This is a genomic window from Rhizobium sp. RU36D (assembly GCF_900176345.1).
In the GTDB taxonomy this organism is placed as follows: Bacteria; Pseudomonadota; Alphaproteobacteria; order Rhizobiales; family Rhizobiaceae; genus Allorhizobium.
Genome location: NZ_FWXU01000001.1, coordinates 361,016 through 381,904, shown reverse-complemented (window position 1 = coordinate 381,904; position 20,889 = coordinate 361,016). Strand labels below are relative to the sequence as shown.

General features: G+C 61.0%; 19 protein-coding genes. 10 read left to right on the top strand and 9 right to left on the bottom strand.

All coding sequences use genetic code 11. From position 1 onward, the window contains the following. Positions 1-142: 142 nt before the first annotated feature. The 5 genes from B9A97_RS01870 to B9A97_RS01850 form a co-directional block, all read right to left on the bottom strand. Positions 143-1,138, bottom strand: a complete 996-nt coding sequence (locus B9A97_RS01870; RefSeq protein ID WP_084363487.1) for a P1 family peptidase — start codon at positions 1,136-1,138, stop codon at positions 143-145. 132 nt (positions 1,139-1,270) lie between these two features. Continuing rightward, positions 1,271-2,272: an isopenicillin N synthase family dioxygenase gene (locus B9A97_RS01865; RefSeq protein ID WP_084363263.1), complete on the bottom strand. Its 1,002-nt coding sequence runs from the start codon at positions 2,270-2,272 to the stop codon at positions 1,271-1,273. Positions 2,273-2,460: 188 nt separating this feature from the next. Next, the gene (locus B9A97_RS01860) at positions 2,461-3,234 is read right to left on the bottom strand and encodes an ABC transporter permease (protein WP_244564102.1); all 774 of its coding nucleotides are present in this window, start codon (positions 3,232-3,234) and stop codon (positions 2,461-2,463) included. A gap of 22 nt (positions 3,235-3,256) precedes the next feature. Further along, positions 3,257-4,039: an ABC transporter ATP-binding protein gene (locus B9A97_RS01855; protein WP_084363261.1), complete on the bottom strand. Its 783-nt coding sequence runs from the start codon at positions 4,037-4,039 to the stop codon at positions 3,257-3,259. Positions 4,040-4,042: 3 nt separating this feature from the next. After that, positions 4,043-5,041, bottom strand: a complete 999-nt coding sequence (locus tag B9A97_RS01850) for an ABC transporter substrate-binding protein (RefSeq protein WP_084363260.1) — start codon at positions 5,039-5,041, stop codon at positions 4,043-4,045. A 415-nt stretch (positions 5,042-5,456) separates the two neighbouring features. On the opposite strand from B9A97_RS01850, the gene B9A97_RS01845 reads away from it, so the two are divergent. The 4 genes from B9A97_RS01845 (at position 5,457) to B9A97_RS01830 (ending at position 9,802) form a co-directional block, all read left to right on the top strand. Then, on the top strand, positions 5,457-5,954 hold the full coding sequence (locus B9A97_RS01845) for a nucleoside deaminase (RefSeq protein WP_084363259.1): 498 nt from the start codon (positions 5,457-5,459) through the stop codon (positions 5,952-5,954). A gap of 122 nt (positions 5,955-6,076) precedes the next feature. Beyond that, complete coding sequence (locus B9A97_RS01840) at positions 6,077-7,036, top strand: TAXI family TRAP transporter solute-binding subunit (RefSeq protein WP_084363258.1); 960 nt, start codon at positions 6,077-6,079, stop codon at positions 7,034-7,036. A gap of 295 nt (positions 7,037-7,331) precedes the next feature. Then, positions 7,332-9,434 (top strand): TRAP transporter permease, encoded by a 2,103-nt coding sequence (locus tag B9A97_RS01835; protein WP_084363257.1) that lies wholly within the window; start codon positions 7,332-7,334, stop codon positions 9,432-9,434. Next, positions 9,434-9,802, top strand: a complete 369-nt coding sequence (locus B9A97_RS01830) for a DUF1850 domain-containing protein (RefSeq protein WP_084363256.1) — start codon at positions 9,434-9,436, stop codon at positions 9,800-9,802. The genes B9A97_RS01835 and B9A97_RS01830 overlap by 1 nt, the downstream gene beginning before the upstream one ends. A gap of 57 nt (positions 9,803-9,859) precedes the next feature. Here B9A97_RS01830 and B9A97_RS01825 read toward each other — a convergent pair whose 3' ends face one another. The 3 genes from B9A97_RS01825 to B9A97_RS01815 form a co-directional block, all read right to left on the bottom strand. Beyond that, positions 9,860-10,774, bottom strand: a complete 915-nt coding sequence (locus B9A97_RS01825; protein ID WP_084363255.1) for an ABC transporter permease — start codon at positions 10,772-10,774, stop codon at positions 9,860-9,862. Continuing rightward, the gene (locus B9A97_RS01820) at positions 10,767-11,777 is read right to left on the bottom strand and encodes an ABC transporter permease (protein ID WP_084363254.1); all 1,011 of its coding nucleotides are present in this window, start codon (positions 11,775-11,777) and stop codon (positions 10,767-10,769) included. The genes B9A97_RS01825 and B9A97_RS01820 overlap by 8 nt, the downstream gene beginning before the upstream one ends. Positions 11,778-11,852: 75 nt before the next feature. Beyond that, a complete protein-coding gene (locus B9A97_RS01815; protein WP_084363486.1) occupies positions 11,853-13,559 on the bottom strand; it encodes a peptide ABC transporter substrate-binding protein in 1,707 nt (568 codons plus the stop codon). A 322-nt stretch (positions 13,560-13,881) separates the two neighbouring features. Here B9A97_RS01815 and B9A97_RS01810 point away from each other — a divergent pair, with 322 nt between their 5' ends. From B9A97_RS01810 to B9A97_RS01795, 4 genes are all read left to right on the top strand, one after another. Then, complete coding sequence (locus B9A97_RS01810) at positions 13,882-15,045, top strand: M20 aminoacylase family protein (RefSeq protein ID WP_084363253.1); 1,164 nt, start codon at positions 13,882-13,884, stop codon at positions 15,043-15,045. A 30-nt stretch (positions 15,046-15,075) separates the two neighbouring features. After that, positions 15,076-16,920 (top strand): ABC transporter ATP-binding protein, encoded by a 1,845-nt coding sequence (locus B9A97_RS01805; RefSeq protein WP_084363252.1) that lies wholly within the window; start codon positions 15,076-15,078, stop codon positions 16,918-16,920. Positions 16,921-17,061: 141 nt separating this feature from the next. Then, a complete protein-coding gene (locus B9A97_RS01800; protein ID WP_244564084.1) occupies positions 17,062-17,814 on the top strand; it encodes an exopolysaccharide biosynthesis protein in 753 nt (250 codons plus the stop codon). A 99-nt stretch (positions 17,815-17,913) separates the two neighbouring features. Beyond that, entirely contained in the window at positions 17,914-18,657 is a 744-nt protein-coding gene (locus tag B9A97_RS01795; RefSeq protein ID WP_084363251.1) for a sulfate transporter family protein, read from the top strand. On the opposite strand, the gene nth is transcribed toward B9A97_RS01795, so the two are convergent. Next, positions 18,638-19,432: an endonuclease III gene (gene nth / locus B9A97_RS01790; protein WP_143530287.1), complete on the bottom strand. Its 795-nt coding sequence runs from the start codon at positions 19,430-19,432 to the stop codon at positions 18,638-18,640. The two genes, B9A97_RS01795 and nth, sit on opposite strands and share 20 nt — an antisense overlap. Here nth and B9A97_RS01785 point away from each other — a divergent pair. Then, positions 19,431-19,928: a DUF2244 domain-containing protein gene (locus B9A97_RS01785; protein WP_084363250.1), complete on the top strand. Its 498-nt coding sequence runs from the start codon at positions 19,431-19,433 to the stop codon at positions 19,926-19,928. The two genes, nth and B9A97_RS01785, sit on opposite strands and share 2 nt — an antisense overlap. A 70-nt stretch (positions 19,929-19,998) precedes the next feature. Beyond that, on the top strand, positions 19,999-20,883 hold the full coding sequence (locus B9A97_RS01780) for a methylated-DNA--[protein]-cysteine S-methyltransferase (RefSeq protein WP_084363249.1): 885 nt from the start codon (positions 19,999-20,001) through the stop codon (positions 20,881-20,883). Positions 20,884-20,889: the final 6 nt, after the last annotated feature.

Sequence of the window (20,889 nt, the reverse complement as noted above, 5' to 3'; positions counted from 1 at the left end):
GAAATGTCGCGGCTGTCAGGGTAGTCGCGGGCAGATGAAGGAATTGAAATCACAGATCGGCGATTCTTGCGAAGGCTTGCCGTTGCGGCTGCATAGCGGCAGCCTGTGACAAATGTGTGTCTGCGGGGCACGTTTCGAAAGGTCAGCCAAAGCGGTCGCGCCAGGCGGGTTGTGCGCCGGGGCACGGCAAGGCGCTTGCCTCATAGACGCCGCGTGCGATGGCGCGCGCCATGACCACGGTTGCGAGATGGCAGAGTTCCATGAAGTCGGCAGGGCCATTGAGCGCCTTGGCATTGGTGGCGGCGGCAAAGATCGTATCGCCATCGGAGGGTAAGTGCGCCGGCAATACGGCCCGGGCCAGGCCGTCATGGGCCATGATTGACAACCGGTGCGCCTGCGCCTTGGTCAGCACGGCATCGGTCACGACAGCGCCGATCGTCGTTGCCGTCAGGTCGATGCCCTTGATCCGCAAGCCCGTATCGGCAGGCGAGAATTGAGGGGGATAGCCCCGGCCGCCAAATTCCCCCTGTTGCTCGAAGGGGGCGGCCCAAAAACGTCCTGATGATCCGACCGTGGCAGAGCCCATGGCATTGACGGCAGCGATGGCCGCAATCTTGAAGCCGCCTGATGACACTGCACTGGCTGATCCCAACCCACCTTTCAGGGTCGCCGTGGTGGCCCCGGTGCCGGCTCCTACCGTGCCCAGGGAAAAGGGACCGGTCGCTGCTGCCTCGAAGGCGGCATAGCCCATGTCGCGATAGGGTGACTGCAGACCCCAGTTCTTGTTGCCCCCGTTCAACAGGTCCATCAAGATCGCCTGCGGCACAATCGGAACGCGGACATTGCCCACCTGGAATCCGCGGCCGATGGCACGCAACCCCGCCTGCACACCGCCGGCAGCATCAAGCCCGAAGGCCGAGCCGCCCGACAGCACGAAGGCATCGACCGTCTCGACCGTCATTGCGGGATCGAGAAGCGTCGTATCCCGCCCGCCCGGCGCGCCGCCCAGCACGCTGCCGGAAGCGGTCGCAGGCTCCGCAAAAACGATCGCGGTGACGCCCGACCCCAACGACATATCGGTGGCGTGGCCGACAGAGACACCGTTTATATCTGTGAGAAGGTTTAGTAGAGGGGGCATCGAGAGGATTCCGGTCAGACTGCGCGCCCGCTCACCATGCATCCACTGTGGTTGCGTCGCAAGCCGGGCCTTCCGTCAAGCCGAAGGAATTGCCCGGGACGGTCGCCATAACCGCCCCGGACGATCTTGCCTTTAGCGCACAGCCTTGGTGCCGCCGAAATTGGCGGCGATGCGCATCTGCAGGTAGTCGTGCGCCGTCATCGGCTCGTATTTCTTCTCAGGGCCCTGTATCATAGCGTCCTTGTTGGCCTGGCAGAAGAAGGCCATGGAGTAGCGTGGGCCGTGAGACTCGTCTGGCTTCGGCATCCGCACACGATGAAGGGTGGACTTCAGCTTGTCGTCGCTCCAGCGCATCAGCATGTCGCCGATATTGCAGGTGACGACGCCGGGAAGCGGCGGGATCGAGGTCCAGGCCTGGCTTTCATATTCCTGGCCGGGGCAGACCTGAAGGCCGCCCTGGCCGGGGCGCTGATGCAGCAGCGTCAGGCAATCGTAGTCCGTATGGGCGCCGGCGCGCCAATAGGTGTAGTCCTCCGGCTTCGGGTTCACCAGGGCCAGATAGTGCAGAAGCCGCAGCGTGCTCTGGTATTCCGCCGATGCGGGGTCGTGAAGGGTGGTGAAGAAGCCTTCCTCGAAGCCCAGTTTCAGGGCAAAGCAGGAAAGGACCTTCATGCCCAGTTCCCAGTTGGCCCGTTCGAAGGCCATCATCTTCGCCTTGAAGCCGGGCACCTGGTCTTCGCTCGGCCACAGGTCGCTCATGCGCGGCAGCGTGATCTGGTAGCTTTCCTTCTGGTCGGCGGTGCCGGTCGAGGGGCGCACCTGCGCCTTGTATTCCCAGCCGGCATTGGTGCCGGGACGCAGCGGAAACGCGGATTTCTCCTCCGCGCTCAGGGCGAAGAATTTCTCTTCAAGCTCGAAGGCCTCATCGATCTGCGCCTGGGGTATGCCGTGGTTGACGAGCTGGAAAAAGCCGACCGTGGTCGAGGCCTCCCATAGGGCCTCTGCGATCTCGGCCTTGCGGTTTTCGAAATCCGCAAGATCGATCTGCAGGATCTTGCGGTCGGATTCCTCGCCAAGACCGCCGATCGTGGTCTCCTTGTTCAACTCGTTCAATGCATAGCTTTGAGCACTCATTTCAGTCTCCTGTCAGTGTGGGATGCCGGACCCTCCGGCACCTTCCCTTGGGAGCAATGACCCGGCGGCACCTGGCGGTGACGCGTGACTGCTTCTACTCCTGAACCGATGCCGCTTGTCCGGGCATCGATGGTTTGGCGGGCTTGGCCCGCATGCATGGCCACGACGTTCCCCGTGGCAAGAACTTGCTATCTGCTCTCTGGCAGGCTCCAGCGAAAGAAGACCCGCTGCACCAATGCCACCAACTGGAACAGGATCAGCGACATCAGCACCAGAAGCGCCAGCCCGGCCCAGGCCTGCGGCAGCTTGAAGAAGGAGGTGGCGAACTGGATGAAATAGCCGATGCCCTTTTCGGCGGCGACGAATTCGGCGACCACTGCTCCGATGACCGCCAGCGTGATCGAAATCTTCAGCGCCGAGAAGATGTAGGGCACGGCATAGGGCAGGCGGATCTGTGTGATTTCCCGCCACACCGGCGCCCGCAGGCTTCTCGACAGCTCGATCAGTTCCGGCGGCGTGGCCATCAGTCCGGTCGCGGTGGAGACCACCAGCGGAAAGAAGGTGATGAGGCAGGTGATGACGATGCGCGGCGCATCGCCGGACCCAAGCACGACGATGATGATCGGAGCCACAGCCACAATCGGCGTGGACTGGATCACCACCAGGATCGGATAGAAGGCGCGCGACAGGGTCTTCGACTTGGTCAGGATGATGGCGATGGGCAGCGAGATGGCGATCGACAGAAAATAGCCGATCAGTGCCACCCTCAGTGTTGCCCAGACGTGTTCCAGCCATCGCCAGGCATCGATTTCATTGAAGCCGGAGAGGATGATGCGGCTCGGCGCCGGCAGCATGTAGGTTGGAATCTGAAAGGCGATGGTGGCGAGTTCCCAAAGCAGGATGACGGACACGAAGGTGCCGACCGGCAGAAGGCCGGGTGCCTCGATGGCCTGGCGCCACATCTGCGCTAGGGATTTCCCCATCTCAGGCGGCGCGCTTGAGGAGGAGGTCGCGGAGATGTCCTGTGAAGTCATGCATCACCTTGGAGCTGGATGTTTCCACACCGCGCGGGCGGGGTATGGTGATTTCGAGATCTTCGATCACGTGGCCGGGCCGGCCGCTCATCACCAGCACGCGGTCTGCCAGAAGAACCGCCTCGCTGATCGAATGAGTAATGAACAGTACCGTTTTCGGCTGGGCTTCCCATATCCGCAGCAGTTCGAAGCCCATTTCCTCGCGGGTAAGGGCATCAAGAGCCGAGAACGGTTCGTCCATCAGCAGGATATCCGGGTTGAGATGCAGTGCACGGGCGATGCCGACACGCTGTTGCATGCCGCCGGAAAGCTCCGACGGCAGGCGTTTTTCGAAGCCGGACAAGCCGACCTTGGCAAGCAGTTCTCGCGCCCGCTCGCGATCCTCGGCGCTGACCCGGTCGGTCTTGTGACGCACCGGGAAGACGACATTGGCCTCGATATCCGCCCATGGCAGCAAGGTCGGCTTCTGGAACACGATGCCGATGTCATCCCGGGGTTCCGTCACCGGATGCCCGAATACCTCGACATGGCCCGAGGTCTGCGTCTGCAGGCCAGCGATCGAGCGCAACAGGGTCGACTTGCCGCAGCCGGAAGGCCCGAGAACCGCGACGAACTGGTGGCGCGCCACGTCGAAGGTGACGCCGCGCAGGGCCTCCAGGGGGCCGGAAGAGGTCTTGTAGACCTGCCCCATGTCGCGGAACGAGATTGCGGGAGGCGAGAGGCTTGCCGTCATCGCTTATTCAGCCAGGAAGCTGCGGTTGACGAAGGCTTCCGCGTCCATCTTGGTGACGTCGAGTTTCTGGGCTGCTGCCACGCGCTTCCAGGTTTCCGCCAGACGCTCCTTCTCGAAGACGCCGAGGCCGTCCTTCTCCGTCACCTCGTTGAATTCCAGAACGGCGGTGTCGAGAATGGCGCCCTTGACGTCGTCGACCGTGAGTTCCGGAACGATCTTGTGGACCGACTGCGCCGCGTCGTCCGGATTCGACTTCACATATTCCAGGGACTTCTTGAACGCTTTGACGAAGCGCTTGGCGACATCGGGACGTTCGGTGATGAACTTGTCGGAGGCAAGCAGCGACGCGGAATAGAGGTCAAGACCGGCGGCGTACCACGGCATGATTTCCAGTTCCTTGCCGGCGGCGGTCGCCTGCTTGGTAAAGACGCTGACATTGGTCATCCAGGCGATGATGACGTCTGTCGCGCCGGTCATCAGCATCGGAGACAGCGCGCCGGGATCCGCCTTGGTCAGCGTGATGTCGGCTTCGTTCATACCCTTGTCGGTAAGAACCAGCGGCAGGAAGACGTTGGAGGAGGTGAAGGGCGAGGTGGCGACCTTCTTGCCTTTCACGTCCTCGATCTTGGCAATGCCAGAGCCCTTGATGGCGAAGAAGGCATGCGGGCCCTTGTTGAAGATCGACATGATGGCGGTGATGCCGACATTTTCCTGCACCTTGGCGGCCATCAGGGCGCCGATATCGGCGGAGCCGACGTCAGAGGTGCCGGCAGCAAGGCGCGTGATCGCCTCGGTGGAGCCGCGGCCCGGCTCGATTGCAATCTCCAGACCTTCTTCCGCGCAAAAACCCTTGTCGATGCAGACATAGATCGGCGCCTTGTCACCGCCCGGCAGCCAGTCCAACTGGAAGACAACCTTGTCAGCGGCGGAGGCGCTGCCGGCGAGAGCTGCGAGAAGCGCGGTTGCGGCACAGAAACGCTTGGTAATGCGGGCGAAGGGCATGATCTCTGTTTCTCCTGTTAGACTGCGATTGTTTTCACCCCGTGGCCCGCGCAAGTCGCCGCTTCGACATCGATTTCAGTGTTGGCGTGGATGGATCGAGCAGCATTCATGGCGGACACGGTTGCGGGTTTAACGAGCAATGTCCCGGGCGAATGACCCTGACCGCTTCTACTCGAGCATCACGCTGCACAATCCGTGCCACTTCAGGAAAGCGCGATAATCCAATGGGTTCGCGTTCGATCCCGGCGGGGCGCAGCAAAGCTATGGTTATTTTTCTTACAACAAGTCGTCGACGTGCTTAAAAATAAAGCAAAGAAGAAATTGCCTATGATATGGGCTGTTTCGGCTTGCGGGCCTGGCGAAAATCGACGTAAGTTTGCGGTATTGCCAGCAGCCGCATTATGAGGAGCGCGATATGACGACCGAAAAACCTGATGATATCGCGCTTCTGCGGGTGGCGATCGATGTTGCGCGGCGATCGCGCGAGCGGGGCGATCATCCTTTCGGTGCTATCCTGGTTGGGCCTGATGGTGAGATCCTGCTGGAGGCCATGAACACTTGTGGCACGCTGGGCGACCGCACCGGACATGCCGAACGCAACCTCATGACGGCGGCGTCCCTGAAATATGATGTCGATTTCCTGCGGACCTGCACGATGTATACCAGCGCCGAGCCCTGCGCGATGTGCGCGGGATCGGTCTATTGGACCGGCGTCGGCCGCGTCGTTCATGGCATGAGCGAACTGGCGCTAAAAAACCTGATCGGCCCGGACCCGGAAAACCTCACTATGGATCTGCCTTGCCGGACGATCTTTGCCGCCGGGCAGCGCTGCGTCGAGGTGGTCGGGCCATTGCTGGATGAGGAATCCGCCGTTGTGCATGATGGTTTCTGGACCGGATTGGGAATGGCCTAATACTTTCGGCTAAGCAAAACCTCCTTTCAATGCCTTTCCATATGAGGTCTACTGACAAGGTCTGAGGAGACGCGGGCTGTTGAGGAGCGGGCCGCGAGCACCATCGAGGAGGAGGTAACACCATGACCCGATTTTTTGGCCGCACGGCCTTTGCAGCTGTTAGCGCTATCGGCATCGCATTTGCTCCGGCTGTCGCCAAGGCGGAGGAGTTCATCAATGTCCTGACGGGCGGCACATCAGGCGTGTATTATCCGCTCGGCGTTGCGCTCGGCAAGATCTACGGCGACAACATCGCCGGCGCTCGCACCCAGGTGCAGGCCACCAAGGCATCGGTTGAGAACCTCAATCTCTTGCAGGCGGGACGCGGCGAGATCGGTTTCTCGCTTGGCGATTCCGTCCAGATGGGTTGGGAAGGCAACAAGGAAGCAGGCTTTCCCGGCAAGCTGGACAAGCTGCGCGGCATCGCCGCCATCTATCCGAACTATATCCAGATCGTTGCAAGCCAGGAATCCGGCGTGAAGACGCTCGCGGATCTCAAGGGCAAGAGCCTCTCCGTCGGTGCGCCGAAGTCCGGTACCGAACTCAATGCGCGTGCGATCCTCAAGGCCGCCGGCATGAGCTATGACGACATGGGCAAGACGGAATATCTGCCCTTTGCCGAATCCGTCGAACTGATCAAGAACAGGCAGTTGGACGCAACGCTGCAGTCGGCCGGCATGGGCGTCGCCTCGATCAGGGATCTCGCGACCTCCGTGAAGATCAATGTCGTGGCCGTGCCGAAAGCCGAAGTCGAAAAGATCGGCGCTCCCTATGTGCCCGCCGTCATTCCGGCCGGTACTTATGAAGGTCAGACCGCCGATGTCGAGACGGCCGCTGTCGGCAACTTCCTCATCACCCATGAAGGTGTCTCCGAGGAGACGGCCTATCAGATGACGAAGCTCCTGTTCGAGAACCTGCCCGCCCTGACGGCCGCCCATGCCGCTGCCAAGGCGATCGATGTGAAGAAGGCGATCGATGCGATGCCGGTGCCGCTGCATCCCGGTGCAGAGCGGTATTACAAGGAAGTGGGCGTGCTGAAGTAAGCGGTGTTGAGGCCCAGACCGCTGTTTGCCGCGTTTAAAGAAAGGCCCTCTCTGGCCTGCCGGCCATCTCCCCCACAAGGGGGGAGAAAACCTGGGGCGGACCGCTCGCCTCTATAACGGTTAAGATGTTCGGACAGCGACGCGGCAAAAAGCGAGTGGTTTCCGCGAGTCTTCTCCCCCCTTGTGGGGGAGATGGCCGGCAGGCCAGAGAGGGTTTGGTCAGCATATGCGACAGCTCGGCCCTCGAGGAGATGGGGCTCTCCGCCAATTGCGGCAAAGCATGTCAGGAGGAATGATGACGAATACCGCGACATCCAGCCAAACCGCCGCTCCATCCGCCGAAGAGGCGATCGAAGGCCTGCCGTCAGGCTTCGGGACTGGCATGGCCGGTCGGGCCGCATTCTGGATTGCCGTTGCGTTTTCGCTGTTCCAGCTTTGGACGGCAGCCTATGGCACCCTGCCGAGCCAGGTTGTGCGGGCCATGCATGTCGGCTTCCTGCTGCTTCTAGGCTTTTCGCTGTTCGGCAATCTCGTCGCCAAGACGGTGGCGGGCCGCGTGTGGTTCTGGGCGCTCGGCATTCTCGGCTTTGCAACAGGGCTTTATCAGTGGGTGTTCTATCAGCCGCTGATCGAGCGGTCGGGCTTCCTCAACGAGGTCGATCTTGCCATGGGCACGCTCATGGTTCTCCTGGTGTTCGAATGCGCGCGCCGTCTGATGGGCCTGCCGTTGACGATCATCGCCGGCATTTTCCTGGCTTACTGTTTCCTCGGGCAATACCTGCCGTCGCCCTTCATCCATCGGGGCTATGATTTCGAGCTGATCGCAGAGCATTTTGCCTTCGGCACCGAGGGCATCTATGGCACGCCTGTTTACGTTTCGGCTGCCTATATCTTCATCTTCGTCGTCTTTGCGGCCTTTCTCGAAAAGGCCGGCATGCTCAACCTGTTCAACGATTTCGCCTTGGGCCTTGTCGGCACCTGGAAGGGCGGGCCGGCGCAGGTCTGCGTTTTGTCGTCTGCCCTCATGGGCACGATCTCCGGGTCGGGTGTGGCCAATGTCGTGGCTTCCGGCCAGTTCACCATTCCCCTGATGAAGCGGTTCGGGTTTCGCTCGGCCTTTGCCGGCGGCGTGGAAGCGACGTCATCCATGGGCGGGCAGATCATGCCGCCCGTCATGGGGGCGGTGGCCTTCATCATGGCCGAGACGCTCAATGTTCCCTATGCCGATATCGTCAAGGCGGCGCTGATCCCGGCCATCCTGTATTTCGGTGTATGCTTTTGGATGGTCTACCTGGAGGCCGGAAAGGCCGGGTTACAAGGCATGGACAAGGCCGAACTGCCAAACCCCTGGGCGGCGGTGAAGCAGCATTGGCCGCTGGTCCTGCCGCTGGCGGCCCTCGTCTATCTGCTGTTTGCCGGGTTCACCCCGATCTTTGCCGGCACCATGGGCCTGGCGCTTGTCGTGGTGCTGATCCTTGGCACACCGCTGGCCGCCCTGATCGGACCCTTTGCCTTCCGCGTGGTGTTCTGGCTCGCATTAGGCCTTGCCGCCGCGGCCTTCCTGCGGTTCGGGGTCAATATCCTGCTGCTTGTCATCGGCGCGCTTGTCGTCGCGTGCGCGCTGTTCAACGGTGGGCGGCAGACGCTGGCGATCTGCCGGGATAGCCTGGCGGAAGGGGCCAAGAATGCGCTGCCGGTCGGCATCGCCTGCGCCATCGTCGGCATCGTCATCGGCACGTTGACGCTCACTGGCATTGCCTCCACCTTCATCGGTGCGATCATCGATATCGGCAAGGACAACCTGTTCTTGTCGCTGGTGCTGACCATGATTACCTGCCTGATCCTCGGCATGGGTATCCCGACGATCCCGAACTACATCATCACCTCCTCGCTTGCCGGTTCGGCGCTCTTGGAACTCGGCGTGCCGCTGCTGGTGAGCCATATGTTTGTCTTCTATTTCGGCATCATGGCGGACCTGACCCCGCCGGTGGCGCTGGCCTGTTTTGCCGCCGCGCCGATGGCAAAGACATCGGGCCTGAAGATCTCGTTGCAGGCGACCAAGCTTGCGACCGCTGGCTTCGTCGTGCCGTTCATGGCGGTCTATACTCCAGCTTTGATGCTCCAGGACGCCGGGCCGATCGCGGCCGTGTGGGGTTATCCGATCGAGGTGGCCTATGTGTTTGCCAAGGCCTGCTTTGGCATCGGGCTGTGGGGTATCGCCGTTGTCGGCTTCCTGTTTGCGCCATTGTCCATGGTTGAGCGGGCCTTGGCCCTGATCGCGGGCTTCAGCGTGGTGCTGGCCCTGCCATGGACCGATCAGATCGGCTTCGCCCTGGGTGCCGCGGTGCTGGGCTTCCATTGGTGGCGCAGCCGATCCGCCAACCCCAGTGCCGCTTGATGGGCATTTGCCTTTTCGCTGGCGGAAAGACACTCGCGCTGGCGACCATGTCGTTTACGCTTTCCTGGACCCATTCGGTGGAGAAGGTCGAGTGGAAAGAGACGTGGCGAGCAACGCCCGAAGGCCTCTTGCTGGAGCGTGCATCGGTAAAGGGTTCAGGGGCGGGAATGGAGCCGGGTGAGGGCGCCCGCCTGATGGATGGCTGGTGGATTTGGACGCCAGGACTTGCGCCGCAGCCGCGCCTGACACTCGCCGCCTCAGGTGCGACGGTGTCCCCCTGGACGCTTTGCTATGGAGACGATTGCGTTCAAATCGGCGCTCAAAGCAGTGCGCCTGCCGTGATCGAGCAGTGCCCTGACCCGACTTGAAAGCAAAGAAAAAGGCATCCGTTTCGGGATGCCTTTTAAAGCGTTCCGTGCTGCCGATTATCGCTTCAGCATGCGTGGATCGAGTGCATCGCGGATGGCATCGCCGATATAGTTCACAGAGAGAACCGTCAGCGAGATTGCCAGGCCCGGCCACAGCACGCGCGACGGCGTGATCTGCAGGAAGTTGGCGCCGTCATAGAGGAGGCGGCCCCAGGTTGGGAAATCCGAGGGGAAACCCAGTCCGAGGAAGGACAGGGCCGATTCCGTGATGATGGCCGAGGCAATGCCGAGCGTTGCCGACACCATGATCGAACTCATCACGTTCGGCAGGATGTGCTTCAAGATGATGCGGTATTCCCACATGCCGCTCGACTTGGCGGCCAGCACGAATTCCTGTCCCTTGATCGCCAGCACGTCGCCGCGGACGATGCGGGCCGTGTGCATCCAGCTGGTCGCCCCGATCACGAAGACGATCAGGATGAAGATCCCTGTCTCCGGGCCAAATGCCGAACGAAGCGTGTCGCGAAACAGCATGATGATCACGAGCAGCAGCGGCAGGAGCGGAAGCGCCAGGAAAAGGTCGGTGATCCGCATCAGGATGCCATCGAGCGACCGGACATAGCCGGCAACCACGCCGACCAGTGTCCCGACGAACAAAGACAGCAGCATCGCCGTAATGCCGACCGCGAGCGAAATCTGTCCGCCGGCCATGACCTGGGCCAGCATGTCATGGCCCAGATTGTCCGTGCCGAACGGATGCGCCCAGGACGGGCCCTGGTTCTTCGCCCTGATATCGATCTTGTTGGGATCGATGGTGTGGATGAAGGGGCCGACATAAACCACCAGCAGGATGAAGACGAAGACCACCAGGCCGATCACGCCGCCGGTATGCGCCCGGAACTGCTGCCAGATTTTCCCGATATAGGATGTGCGCGGCGTGACCGCCGCCGAGTTTGCGACTGCATCAGTCATAGCGGATCCTCGGGTCGAGAATGCCGTAGAGGACGTCGGCAATCAGGTTGAAGAAGACGATGAGGAACGCGAAGATGAACGTCAGCGTTTGCACCAGCGGGATGTCGGCGCCCTGGATGGCGGTGATCAGCAGCTGCCCAAGACCGTTCACCCGGAAGATCTGCTCGGTGATGATGGCACCGGAAAAGATGGTGGGAACGCCGAGCGCAATAACCGTGACCACCGGGATCAGGCTGTTGCGCAGCACATGCACCAGCAGCACCACCTTTTCCTTCACGCCCTTGGCCCGGGCGGTTCGGACATAGTCCTGGTGCAGGTTGTCGAGCATGGAGGCGCGGACGAAACGGCTGATCTGTGAGGTGTTGTAAAGCGCCAGAACCGTGACCGGAAGCGCCATCTGCTTGACCTGCTGGATGAAGCTGTCCCAATCCGTGACCTGGAGGTTGGTGTCGTAAACCGACGGAAACCACTGCAGGTGCGAGCTGAAGATAACGATCAGCAGGATGCCGGTGAAGAAGGTTGGTACGGAGTAGCCGACCATCGACACAAACGTGCCGATCTGGTCGAAGATCGAATACTGCTTGTAGGCCGAGATGACGCCGATCGGGATCGCGAGCAACACCCCGAAGAGATAGGAAAGGCCCACCACCCACAGCGTCTGCGGCATGCGCTGCACGATCAGATCGACGACGGGGCTTCTGGTTGCCCAGGAGAGAACGCGCAGCCGCTCGCCCGAACCGACGGTGATGCCGGTGATCTGTTCGAAGATGTTGAGCGGTTCGTTGATGAAAAACTGCTGCAGCCACAGCAGGTAGCGAATGAAGAACGGCTGGTCCATGCCCATGGCCGCACGGATTTGCTCACGGACCTCGGGAGGAATGGTCAGCGGCAGGTCGGCCAGCGGATCGCTCGGCGCAAGGTCGAGCAGCGCGAAGATGATGAAGCTAATAACGAGCAGCGTCGGGATTGCGAAAAGCAATCGCCGAATAGTGTAGGTAAACATCGGATAGTCTCCAGACTGTCGCGAAGGATATGCGGTTCGCCGGGCAAGCCCTGGGGCTCGCCCGGCGACATGGCATTACTTCTTGCGCGACCAGTCAGCGACGTTCCACAGCTCGCTATCCCAGGCGTTCATCTTGACGCCTTCGAGCGTCACCGAATGGGAGGATACCTGGCCACGATGGATCAGCGGGATCTGCGCGCCGTCGTTGGAGAGCATGTCGTTCAGCTGCTTGGAAATCTCGGCACGCTCTTCGAGCTTGGATGTGCTGCCGAGTTTCTTGACGAGGGCATCATATTCCGGGTTGCAGTAGCGGACGATGTTTTCACCCTGCCAGCCGGTGGCCGGGCTCGGGATCTTGTCGCACATCCAGCCGGCCATGTACTTCTCGGGATCGGTGCCGTCGAAGTTGTTGGTGTACATCTGCACGTCGGCATAGAACTTCTGGAAGGTGTCCGGAGAAGCCGGGTCGCCGCCGAAGAAGACGGATGCCGAGACGTTGCGCAATTCGGCATCAACGCCAATCTGCTTCCACATGTCCTTCACCAGAGCCTGGGTGCCCTGACGGACCGAGTTGGTGGAGGTCTGGTAGAGGAAGGAGAGCTTCACGCCGTTCTTTTCGCGAATGCCGTCGCTGCCCATCTTCCAGCCGGCATCTTCCAGCATCTTGTTGGCGGCATCGGGATCGTATTTCAGGCACCAGTCGACATTGGTGGAGACATAGATATCCGGCGCCGGCAGAATGTTGCAGGTCGGCTGACCGGCTTCGCCGTAGCCGGCTTCATCGATGATCTCGCGGTCGATGGCGATCGACAGGGCCTTGCGAACGGCCGGGTCGGACAAGGCCGGATGCGGGCCGGCTTCCTTGGTCGAGCGCTTGTCGCCGAGCGAAGAAGCGACGCCATAGGGGTTCAGGTCGATACGCTCGACCTGCGTGCCGAAGGCGGTTACGAGCTTGCCTTTGCCAGCGGCGACCATCTGGGCCAGGATTTCCGGCTCGACCTGCATGTTCCAGCCGTAGTCATATTCGCCGGTTTCAAGAACGGCGCGGGCAGCAGAAGCCGCATCACCGCCGCCCTTCAGGGTCGCCGATGCGAAGGCCGGCTTGGCCGGGTCGCGGTAATTCGGGTTTGCGGTGAAGGTGATGACGTCGTTCGGCTTGAATTCCTTGACGACGAACGGACCGGTGCCGATCGGGCCGAAGTTTGCCGAGGTGCATTCCGGAGCCTTGGCGCCCATGCAATCCTTGAACTGCGCGGCCTGGATGATCGGCGACTGGGCACCGACAAAGGCGCTGTAGGGATAGGGCTTGGCTTCAGAGAAGGAAACCTTGATGGTCGAGGCATCGACGGCCTCAACATTGGTCACGCCTTCATAATAGGCCGCCTGGGCGCAACCGCCATCAGGCGCCGTGCAGTATTTCCAGGTGAAGATGGCGTCATCGGCCGTGACCGGCGTACCGTCAGACCACTTCAGGTCGGGCTTGAGCTTCCAGGTGATGCTCTTCAGGTCGGCAGCAACACCGCCGTTTTCCACAGTCGGGATATCGACTGCCAGCATGGGTACCAGCGCACCTGTCTCGTCATAACGCGCCAGCGGCTCGATCACCATCGAGGCGCCATAAACCTCCTTCGTGCCGCCCGACAAATACGGGTTGAGCGTCGACACTGCCTGCCAGAAAAGGATCTTTAGGTCGCCGTCCGTGCCGCGCTCGGCGTTGGCGGCAGATGCGGTGAATGCCAAGATGGCCGCAGTGCTCGCCAGCACGATCTTCAGGTTTCTCATATTGTTGTTCCCCATATGTTGTTTTGGAGTTTGCTTTCCAACGGGTCGGCCATTCGTTGGGACCGAGCCGGAATATAAAATCAAGTGTTCAGGTTTCTCCTTGATTTTATTAGGTTATTTTGAATTTTCCGCATTCATTGAAGTCAGTCGCTTATGAGGCGACAATCGTGTTCGCCGAAAGGGTTGATCAAAATTTAGGCTATCTAAGCATAGGGCTTTTTTCCGTTCAAGCGCGAAATTTGCAGCTTGCAAAAGCGCTTTGAGGCAGCGCAGTATGCCCGACAACCGAGTGGGAACGGAAAAAACAAAAGAGGTTTCGTCAATGCCAGTTCTTAACCGCGCCAGCGAAATGCAAGAAGAAGTCGCCGGCTGGCGCCGTCATCTCCACCAGAATCCCGAGCTGCTCTACGATGTTTTCCAGACTTCGGCATTCGTGGCCGAGAAACTGAAATCGTTTGGCTGCGACGTCGTGGAAACCGGCATTGGGCGTACCGGCGTGGTCGGCATCATCAAGGGCAACAAGGGCGAAGGGCCGGTCGTCGGTTTCCGTGCCGACATGGATGCACTTCCGATCGAAGAGGCGAGCGGTGTTGCCTGGGCCTCCAAGACGCACGGCAAGATGCATGCCTGCGGCCATGACGGCCATACATCGATGCTCCTTGGGGCGGCCAAGCATCTGGCCGAAACCCGCAATTTCCGCGGATCGATCGCCGTGATCTTCCAGCCCGCCGAAGAAGGCGGTGGCGGGGCGCTGGCCATGATCAAGGACGGCTTGATGGAGAAGTTCGGCATCTCCCAGGTCTATGGCATGCACAACCATCCGGGCATGGCGGTCGGCCAGTTTGCGACCCGCAAGGGATCCGTCATGGCGGCCGCCGATCAGTTCGACATCCAGATTTATGGCCGCAGCGGTCATGCCGCGCAGCCGCACAAGAGCATCGATCCCGTGCTGGCTGCGGCGCAGGTGGTCGTTGCCCTGCAGTCGATCGCGGCTCGCGAAACCGACCCGTTGAAATCCGTCGTGGTGACCGTCACCAAGATTCACGGGGGTGACGCCTATAACGTCATTCCCGACGGCGTGAAGCTCTCCGGCACCGTGCGCACGCTGCTGCCGGAACTGCGCGACACCACGGAGACCCGTATTCGCGAGATCGCCTCGGGCATCTCCATGGCCATGGGCGCGCGGGCGGAGGTCAACTACCATCGCGGCTATCCGGTGACCTTCAATCACGCCGACGAAACCGAGTTTGCGCTCGACATCATGCGCAAGGTGGCCGGCGAGAAGGCGGTGAGCGACGAATTCCCGCCAGCCATGGGCGCCGAAGATTTCTCGTACATGCTGGAAGCCCGCCCCGGCGCTTTCGTTTTCGTCGGCAATGGCGACACCGCCAACCTGCATAACTCCGCATACGACTTCAATGACGAGGCGATCCCCTATGGCATTAGCTACTGGGTGACGCTGGCAGAAACGGCATTGGCGGCCTGAGCCGCGGGATTTACGAGTCGAGGGCAGGCTATGTCGCAAACCAACACCAATCCGCAAAACGGCGCCGCATTGCGGCAGCCGGTCTTGACTGTGGATAACCTCACGACCTCGTTCCGGATCGGCAACGACTGGCGCTCCGTCGTGCGCAATGTCAGCTTTGACATCGCACCGCGCGAAACGGTGGCCATTGTCGGCGAATCAGGGTCCGGAAAGAGCGTCACGTCGCTCTCCATCATGCGGCTGTTGCAGAAGAACACTTCTCGGATCGAGGGCAGCATCAAGCTGCTGGGTCGTGAACTGCTGACGCTCGACGATGAGCAGATGCGCCGTGTCCGCGGCAACGATATCTCGATGATCTTCCAGGAGCCGATGACGTCGCTCAACCCGATCTTTCCGATCGGCAAGCAGATTAGCGAAGCCCTGACCTGCCACAAGGACATCTCTCAGGCCGAAGCCAAGGCGGAGACCATCCGGCTTTTGGAGAAGGTGCGCATCCCCAATGCCAAGGGGCGCTTTTCCGACTATCCACACCAGTTTTCGGGCGGCATGCGCCAGCGCGTGATGATCGCCATGGCGCTGGCCTCCAAGCCCAAGCTGCTGATCGCGGATGAGCCGACCACGGCGCTCGACGTGACGATCCAGGGCCAAATCCTCGACCTGATCAAGGTGTTGCAGGACGAGGAGGGCATGGCGGTGCTCTTCATCACCCACGACATGGGCGTGGTGGCGGAGATTTCCGACCGGACCATCGTCATGTTCCGTGGCGAGGCGGTGGAGACAGGCACCACCGACGACATATTCAATCGCGGCAAGCATCCCTATACCCGCGCTCTGCTATCGGCCGTGCCCAAGCTCGGTTCCATGAGCGGCCGCGCGCAGCCGATGCGTTTCCCGGTCATCGATATCGCGACCGGGCAGACCACATCGCCTGAAATCGAGATGCAGGGTGCAAGCCACCAAGGGCGTCCGCTCCTGGAGGTTCGCAACCTCACCACCCGCTTCGACATCCAGTCCGGCCTGCTCGGACGCAAATCCGGTGCGGTGCACGCCGTCGAGGATGTGTCCTTTAACCTGCATGCCGGTGAAACGCTTTCGCTGGTGGGCGAATCGGGCTGTGGCAAGTCCACGACCGGCCGCTCGATCACGCGACTGGTGGAGCCGACCGGTGGTCAGATCGCGCTTGATGGATTCGACGTCATGCGGCTTGATCGCAGCGGCATCCGCAAGATGCGCCGCAGCATCCAGATGGTGTTCCAGGATCCCTTCGCCAGCCTCGATCCGCGCCAGAGTGTCGGCACCGCCGTGATGGAGCCGTTTATCGAGCACGGCCTGGGCACCAAGGCGCAAGCTCGGGAAAAGGCGGCGGACCTGCTAGAGCGCGTCGGGCTCAGCGCCGACATGATGAGCCGCTATCCGCATGAATTTTCAGGTGGCCAGCGCCAGCGTGTGGCGATCGCCCGTTCTCTGATGCTCGACCCCAAGGTGATCGTTGCCGACGAGGCCGTGTCTGCGCTCGACGTGTCGATCAAGGCACAGGTCTGCAATCTGCTGTTGGACCTGCAGAAGAGCTTTAACCTCGCCTATCTGTTCATCTCGCATGACATGGCCGTGGTGGAGCGTGTCAGCCACCGTGTCGCAGTGATGTATCTGGGTGAGATCGTGGAAATCGGCCCGCGCCAGGCGGTGTTCGAGAATCCGCAGCATCCATATACGCGCAAGCTGATGGCAGCGGTGCCGGTGCCTGATCCCGCGCGCAGGTCGATCAAGCGGAACATTTCCACCGACGAGATCAAGAGCCCGGTGCGACCGGTCGGTTACAAGCCGCCAGCGCGCAGCTATCGCCAGATTTCGGAGGGGCATCTGGTTCAGGTCTGATGCTGCGTCGGCCCCGCGCCGACGCCAGCGATTATCCCGAAAAAAAGCTGCAAGCCTGCCAAGTGCACCGTAATCTATTTGATGTTTTCGTAGTTTACTCACCAAGTGGCGGTATCCTGCCGCACTCGGGAGGAAAGCCACATGGCAGCCAGCAAGAATGTCGGAGTAGCCAGCAAGAATGTCGGAATGACGGAGCGCGGTTCTTCGCGGCGCGAACAAGGCCAGGAAGCCCGGATGACGGAACCTGAGACGAAGCGGCAAGAGGCGGAGCCGGAGGAGGCGCCGGTCAAGCATGGCGGACGCCTGTCCGAGATCCTGGATTCCATCGCGCTCGACACGGCGCGGGAGCGGGTTTCGGTGGCCGACATCTTCAGCGCCATGGGCGATCGGGCCTTTGGTGCGCTCATCCTGATTTTCGCCATCCCGAATGTCTTTCCGACACCGCCCGGCACGTCGGCCGTGACAGGGGCTCCGCTGGTTTTCCTCGCGGCGCAACTGATGCTGGGCCAGTCTCCCTGGCTGCCGAAGATCATCGCCAACAGATCGATGACACGCGAGGATTTCGCCTCCATCGTCACCCGCATTTCGCCCTGGCTGGCGCGGGGCGAGCGCATGCTTAGGCCACGCCTCAAGTTCCTGGTCTATCCGCCGGTCGAATATCTCACGGGCTTGATCTGCCTGATCCTGGCCATCGTGCTGACCCTTCCCGTACCGCTTGGAAACATCCTGCCGGCTTTGGCGATCTGCTTCTTTTCCTTCGGCATTCTGGAGCGGGATGGGGTCTGCATCCTGATCGGCGGCGTGATCTCCGTGGTTGCCATGGTCGTCGTCAGCGGCGTGGTGTTTGCCATGGTCAAGGCTGCCATGCTGCTGCTCGCCGCCGCATGGCCGTGAGTCTTTAGATTCCCTGTCTGCGGACCTGACAGCCTTGCCGCCTGGGCCAAGCGAACCTACATGGAGCGAGTGTTCCAGCGGCCGACAGAGGAGATCCGCATGATTTTTGAAGCCGCCCGGCTGTCGCTCGTCAACCTGTTTGCCGCCGAAACCCGGTCCGTGTTCTGGAAGGTCATAGGCCTGACGGTCCTGGTGCTGATAGCCCTCTGGTTCACCATTCGCGAAACATTTGTCGCCTATGCCATGCCCTGGATCCAGGGTTTCATGCCCGATCTGCCTGACTGGGCCGGCTGGCTGGCTTTCGTCTTCGGTATCCTTGCCAGCATTGGCCTGGCACTCATGCTGGCGCTGCTGCTTTCCACGGTGACCGCCATGATCGCCGGCCTGTTTCTCGACGACGTCGCCGAGGTCGTCGAGAAGCGCGATTACCCGACAGATGCGCCGGGCCGGGCCATGCCTTTGGGCGAAGCGATCATCAACTCCTTGAAGTTCTTTGGCGTGGTGCTCATCGGCAATATCTTCGCCCTGTTCCTGCTCTTCATCCCCGGCGTCAATATCATCGCCTTCTTTCTGGTGAACGGTTATCTCTTGGGACGGGAATTCTTCGAGTTTGCCGCTATGCGGTTCCGCACCGCCGAGGAGGCGAGGCTGTTTCGCTCTAAACATGCAGGAACCGTGTTCATGGCGGGCCTGTTGATCGCCGCGTTTCTGGCTGTCCCACTCCTCAACCTGCTCACCCCGCTCTTTGCAGCCGGCATGATGGTGCATCTGCATAAGCTGATCTCAAAGCGCGATGCTCAGTTTGCTGCAGGCCTTGCTGCGGCTAGTCCGCTGCGCCGATAAGCTGCGGCGGCAGTTCGACCAGCGGCGCCGGTACGTCGCATGTCTTTTCCGGTGACTTGCACAGGTCCGCAATGACGCAGCGCTCGCATTCCGGCTTTCGCGCCTTGCAGCAATAGCGTCCGTGCAGGATCAGCCAGTGATGGGCGTGGAAGAGATAGGGCTTCGGGATCACGCGCATCAGCTTGTCCTCGACCTCGTCAGGGGTCTTGCCCGGCGCGAGCCGGATGCGATTGCCGATGCGGAACACATGGGTGTCCACCGCCATGGTCGGCACGCCGAAGGCCATCGACATGACCACATTCGCGGTCTTGCGGCCAACGCCCGGCAGGGTCACAAGGTCGGCATGCACAGGCGGCACTTCGCCGCCGAACCGATCCACCAGTTGCTGCGACATAGCGATGACGTTCTTCGCCTTGTTTCGATAGAGGCCGATCGTCTTGATGTAGTCGCGCAACTGCTCCTCACCGAGATCGAGCATTTTCTGCGGGGTGTCGGCGACCTTGAACAGCGCCCGCGTCGCCTTGTTGACGCCTGCATCGGTGGCCTGCGCCGAGAGCGCCACGGCCACCAGAAGCGTAAAGGGGTTCACATGCTCCAGTTCGCCCTTCGGCTCGGGCCGCTGAACCGAGAAGCGGCGGAAGATCTCGCTAAGCTCGGCCTGGCTATAGGGACATCGCCAGCGCGGTTTGGTCGCGCCTGTCGGAATTGACTTTTTCAAGTTTTGGGTGCTGGATTTCGTCTTTGGCGTCATGAGCAATCTATAGTCGGGCAGCATGAGCGAAATCAATCTGAACAGCGCTACGGACAAGCCGATCTTCGCGGCGGAACTTATCCCTTACCGATCTTTGGGGCGCCAAGGCTTCAAGATCCTGCTGCTTCTGACCGGCGCGGTGTGTGCCATCCATGGCATTTTTTTCACGGCAACCGGCGCCTGGCCGATTGGCCTGTTTTTCGGCGTCGATTTCCTGCTGCTCTACGGTGCCTTTTGGTTCAATTACCGCGCCGCACGAGCCCGCGAGGAAGTCGTCGTGTCGCGCACCGATCTGCAGATCCGCAAGTTCACGCCATCAGGCCGTATGACGGAGCATCGCTTCAACACCTTCTGGGCGCGGTTTTTTGTCCGCCGGCATCAGGAAATCGGAATCGTTTCCATGCATGTCTCGGGGGAAGGGCGCCGCACCGACATAGGCTCGTTTCTCAATCCCGATGACCGCGAGAGCTTTGCCAAGGCGTTTCGCGGAGCGCTCGCCACCGCGAAAATGCGGATCTGATGGCGGCAAGAATCGGGTGGCTTATGACGGCCTCTCGTGGTGAAATCCTGATGACGATGAGGATTTTGCCATGACGCTCGCCAGACAGATAGATTTTTCCAACGCCGCCGATGTAACTCCCTCCGACGGCGATTATGAGACTGTGCGTAGCGTCATCGAGACGCTGACGCTTGAATACCAGGATCAGCCCTCCCTGGAGCAACTGGCGGCCCGGCTCGACCTTTCTCCCACGCAGTTGCAAAAGACATTTACGCGCTGGGCGGGGCTGTCGCCAAAGGCCTTTCTCCAGGCCGTGACGCTTGACCATGCCAAGCGGCTGCTGGGCCGCGAAGAACTGCCGCTGCTGGAAACCTCGCTGGAGCTCGGCCTTTCGGGCCCAGGTCGCCTTCATGACCTGTTCGTAACCCACGAGGCCATGAGTCCGGGCGAGTGGAAGGCGAAGGGCGCGGGCCTGACGATCCGCTATGGCTATCATGCCTCTCCCTTCGGCCAAGCCCTGGTCATGATCACCGATCGTGGGCTCGCTGGCCTCGCTTTTGCCGATGCGGGCGAGGAAAAGGCCTGTTTTGAGGATATGGCAAGGCGGTGGCCGGCCGCCAATTTCGTCGAAGATCGCTCGTCTACGGAGCCCTATGCCGATCGCATCTTCAATCCGTCGCAGTGGTCGTGCGAACAGCCCCTGCGGGTGGTCATGATCGGCTCGGACTTCCAGATCAGGGTATGGCAGAGCCTGATGAAGATCCCGATGGGTCGGGCCGTCACCTATTCCGACATTGCCAATGACATCGGCCAGCCCACCGCCAGCCGTGCAGTGGGCGCCGCCGTTGGCCGCAACCCCATTTCCTTTGTGGTGCCGTGCCATCGGGCACTCGGCAAGAGCGGCGCGCTGACCGGCTACCACTGGGGCCTGACCCGCAAACGGGCGATGCTGGGCTGGGAGGCGGGGCAGGTGTGATTGATT